This window comes from Pseudomonas sp. 05N434 (assembly GCF_056396965.1).
The window spans coordinates 1-3,856 of the sequence record NZ_JBFTMK010000486.1; the positions used below are offsets into that span (position 1 = coordinate 1).

Consider the following 3,856-nt stretch of genomic DNA (forward strand, 5'->3'; position numbering starts at 1 on the left):
CCTCAAGCCAACCCCGGCGTGTTAATGCTGGACCTTGCGATTGTCGAGGCTGAAGCAGCGATCGGCAGTCACGGCTCGTTGCAGTCATTCAAGCAACAGCTCGATCGGCCGGCAGCGCCATCAGTCAGTTTCCCTTATGGGCGTTTCGTTGATTACACCCCTGCCCCAGGTCAGCCATTACTGGGCCAATTCCTGGCGCAGGATCGCGTCATTGATATCGACGGTTTCGGCATGGGTCCCAAACCTCTGGCCCATGTCGATCCATTCAAGCTGTTGATCACCGATCGCGTCAATCATTTGCTGCGACGCCTGCCGGGTGTGGCCGGCTCACCCGGCACGGCGATGGTCATGTGCTGCAACATGGGCGGGGAACGCTTCAGCAATGCGTACAGCAGCGCTCACAGCTTCTACTCCCAGGCTCAAGGCACGCCACCGGGCGTGGAGGTAGCGGACGTGGCAACCATGTTGCCGAACATGTTGTCCGGCTACCCGACGCAAATTTTTGACTTCAAGGGTTTCCATCAAACACTGGTCGGCACCCCGGGTCTGTTCTGGCAAACCTTGCTGGCATCGCAGCAATGGTTCAAGAACGGCATAACCACGCTGTTGCTCGGTGCAGGGCGCTTTATCAGCGGTGAAATCGAGATCGAGCGCGCCCGACATTCAGCGACGGYGCAAGGTGAAGGACTGGGGCTGATTGCGCTGCGTCCCTATCAACCAGACGCCAGCGACAAACCTTTACTGGTGATCCGCGCGGCGGTCCTCGCCCATGCCGCGAACTCGCTGGAAGAGGCTTGCCAACTGCTGGGCAAAGAGCGGAGTCAATACCAGAACATTGAAGTCTGCGAGCTGCAACCTGACGCGACTCATGCCAGTGGATCTCTGCAAGAGATTACCGGTTTCCTGGCTGAAGCCAGTGGCATCGAAACCCTGCTGGCGGTGATGTTGAGTGCATCGGCTCACACGGTGATCGAGGTTCGCGAAGCCGGCAAGGCAGTGATGTGGTTGTTTACTGAAAAGCTTCGGGAATGGAGCACGGTGGCCGAACCCGCTCCTGCCATCAAGCATCCCTTTACCCTGCGTTTTGCTCACTCGGCCCACCATGAACTGCAACCGGTGATCCCGCCTGCCCGTCCTGTCAGCCTTGTCCGCGAACCACAAAACGACGGCGTCGACGTGCTGCAACTCAGCGACATGCTGACCAACACTCTGCTCTCAGGGCTGCGTGTCCGGGTTCGCGCCATGGAGAGTCTTTTCGCCCTGCACCGTGGCACTGAAGTCCAGCGCCCGGCGCACTGGCAACGTTCCCCGGAAAACGTCGTAATCACCAACGTCCAGCGCGGCGCTCAGTCACTGCACGCCCAGCTCGTGGTGAATGAAGCGCACCCTTATTTCTTCGATCACCCTCTTGATCACATCCCCGGCATTCTATTGCTCGAGGGCGTGTTGCAACTGATTGAACTCGCCATGCCGCCACTGAGTGGGCGAGTCGCGTATGTCAAAACCCTGAATATCAAGTTCCAGCAATACGTACAAAAGGAGGGTGTGATTGATCTGCATCTGGAACAGGAAAAAGACTCCCAGGTGTTCAATGCCAAGGTCATGCAAGCCGGAAAGCTGATGTGCACCTGCGTCCTTGGGATGGCCTACAGCTCGGCGTTCGAGAAATCGCCCGCCGGCGAGTTCACGGCCACTCGCTGCCGTGACAAGGCCTTGCTGCACAAGGCCAGGGAAGAAAACGTCATCGTCAGTGACATGAGCGGCATCGCTCAGGGCTTGAGCGTGGACACGCTCAAACTGCCGGATGAGCACTTCTTCCAGGAGGGCGACCCCGAGCACCATTCGATGGTGTATTTCCTCGAAGTTGCCCGCCAGTGCTACATGCAGATTGCCCACAGCCATCTGCGGATTCCACTCAACACCCCGATGAACCTGCTGGCCTTGAGTTTCACCCTGGATCGGCCAATCCCCAGGAACAGTCCGCTGTCATTGGCACCGCAAGCGGGTTTTGACGCACAACAGCCGTTCAAAACCAACCGCATCTATATCGACCTGTTCAATCGGGGCGAAAAAATCGGTCAAGCCAGCATTACAGCTCAAGTGCTGAGTCAATCCGCACCCGCGGCCTGAGGCACTCAATTGATCCCACTCTCCCGCATGACCGTGCCCCCAACAATCAAGGTGTCGCCGTGAACGATGTCAAAGTGCAAGTCATAGTCAAATCGCCGCGTGCTGAAATCTGGAATATCTGGAGCAATTTTTCAGAAGCGCCGCTATGGGATACCGACGTTCGCCAGTGCGAACTCAATGGCCCGTTTCAACCTGGAACGCGAGGCAAATGCGTCCTCAAAAATGGCCTGAACATGCCGCTGAAACTGGAAGCAGTGAAGCTGCATGAAAGCTATCGGAACACGGCAAGACTGCTGTGGATCGACCTTGAGTTCGATCACCAGATGCGCAGGCTTTCCCCGAATGAAACCCAAGTCATCCATAGCGCAAAGATCTCTGGCCCCTTGAGTTTTTTATACCGCGGGCTGCTACGCAAAATGCTGACCGCGGCAATGACCACGGCACTGCGCAACCTGTGCACGCTGGCTGAACAACGAGCGAATGCCATCAGTACCCCAGGGCTCGAAAAACCTGGAACGCATTTGCACCGTGTATGAAATATCCCGGGAGGGAGCGTGTTGCACGCTCGCTCCCGCCCCCCCCCCCGCTTACTTATCGATAACGGCACACTTTGGACCGAGCATGAACCTATTTAAAAAACCTCTGTATCTCATGATGGGCGTCATTGGCATGGGCGTTATTGCCCCTGAGTCCAGTTCCGCCGACACGCTCGGCCCTTACGTCAGCGTCATGGGTGGTCTGAACTGGGTGGCTCCGCAGGACCTTAACCAAAACAACCTCGACTTTGTCGAGATGGAATTCAACCAACCGTTACACTCCGGCTACGCCACCGGACTCGCACTGGGCTGGCGATTCCCCATCGGGCTCAGACCCGAAGTGGAACTCAGCTACCGCAAAAACACCCTGACCCAGTTCAATAACCGGGTCTACGAAGGCGGCGGGAGCATCGACGGGAAAGGCGAAGAGGAAGCCACCAGCGTCATGGCCAACCTCTGGTATGACGTCTTGAACCTGCCAGCCCCCTTCAATCGGTTCACCCCTTACATCGGCGGCGGCCTGGGTTACACCAAGCTGTCGGTCAGTGGCCTGGAAGCCGGCGGCGTCCAGTTCGGCAACACTCATCGCGACACTGTATCGGCCTATCAACTCGGCGCCGGGGTAGGTTACGAACTCACCGAACAATGGTCCATGTCCCTGGATTATCGATACCTCAAGACTCGCGATGCGCACTTCGGTGACATTCAGGGCCTGCCCCAAGGCGATGTGCGTACTGACTACAGCGCCCAGTCATTAATGCTCGGCCTGCATTATTGGTTCTAAGCGGGAAACTCCTCGATAGGTGCAGTTTCAYCTATCGAGGAGTCCGGGGGTCCCACCGTATCCCGTTTTTTCGACTAAATAACCGGAATCATATTGTTGATAATCTCACGCGTGTAGCTTGCCAGTTCTTTGGCGCTCATACGCGCGACCTCATCCGCCTCGATGGGTTGATGGGCGACGATACTGACTTCAGTAGGGCGCAATGAGTTGTAGACAATGTCCCCGACAGCAGGACTGATCGTGACTGGAACGATCCCTACTCCCATCTCCTTGGCAATCCGAAAGGCCCCCGCCTTGAAAGGCAGCATATCCCCACCTTTGTTTCGGGTGCCTTCAGGAAAGATCCAGATGGAAGTATTGTCTGCGACAACACTCTTGGAAATCTTGCGCAAGCTCTGGATAGAAG

General features: G+C 56.8%; 4 protein-coding genes. 3 read left to right on the top strand and 1 reads right to left on the bottom strand.

Annotated elements, in window-relative coordinates; genetic code table 11:
* The 3 genes from AC1DLB_RS24035 to AC1DLB_RS24045 all read left to right on the top strand — a co-directional run.
* Positions 1-2,130 (top strand): AfsA-related hotdog domain-containing protein (locus tag AC1DLB_RS24035; protein WP_477785763.1); only part of this gene is annotated, 2,130 nt, incomplete at its 5' end.
* A 59-nt stretch (positions 2,131-2,189) separates the two neighbouring features.
* Positions 2,190-2,666: an SRPBCC family protein gene (locus AC1DLB_RS24040; protein WP_019020906.1), complete on the top strand. Its 477-nt coding sequence runs from the start codon at positions 2,190-2,192 to the stop codon at positions 2,664-2,666.
* An 85-nt stretch (positions 2,667-2,751) separates the two neighbouring features.
* On the top strand, positions 2,752-3,450 hold the full coding sequence (locus AC1DLB_RS24045) for an outer membrane protein (protein WP_018927943.1): 699 nt from the start codon (positions 2,752-2,754) through the stop codon (positions 3,448-3,450).
* Positions 3,451-3,524: 74 nt separating this feature from the next.
* On the opposite strand, the gene AC1DLB_RS24050 is transcribed toward AC1DLB_RS24045, so the two are convergent.
* The coding region (locus tag AC1DLB_RS24050) for a lysophospholipid acyltransferase family protein (protein ID WP_477785764.1) at positions 3,525-3,856 on the bottom strand (332 nt) is incomplete at its 5' end.

Bases quoted from the DNA above. Each gene is read 5' to 3' on its own strand.
- AC1DLB_RS24045 (WP_018927943.1), top strand. From the start codon at position 2,752: ATGAACCTATTTAAAAAACCTCTGTATCTCATGATGGGCGTCATTGGC.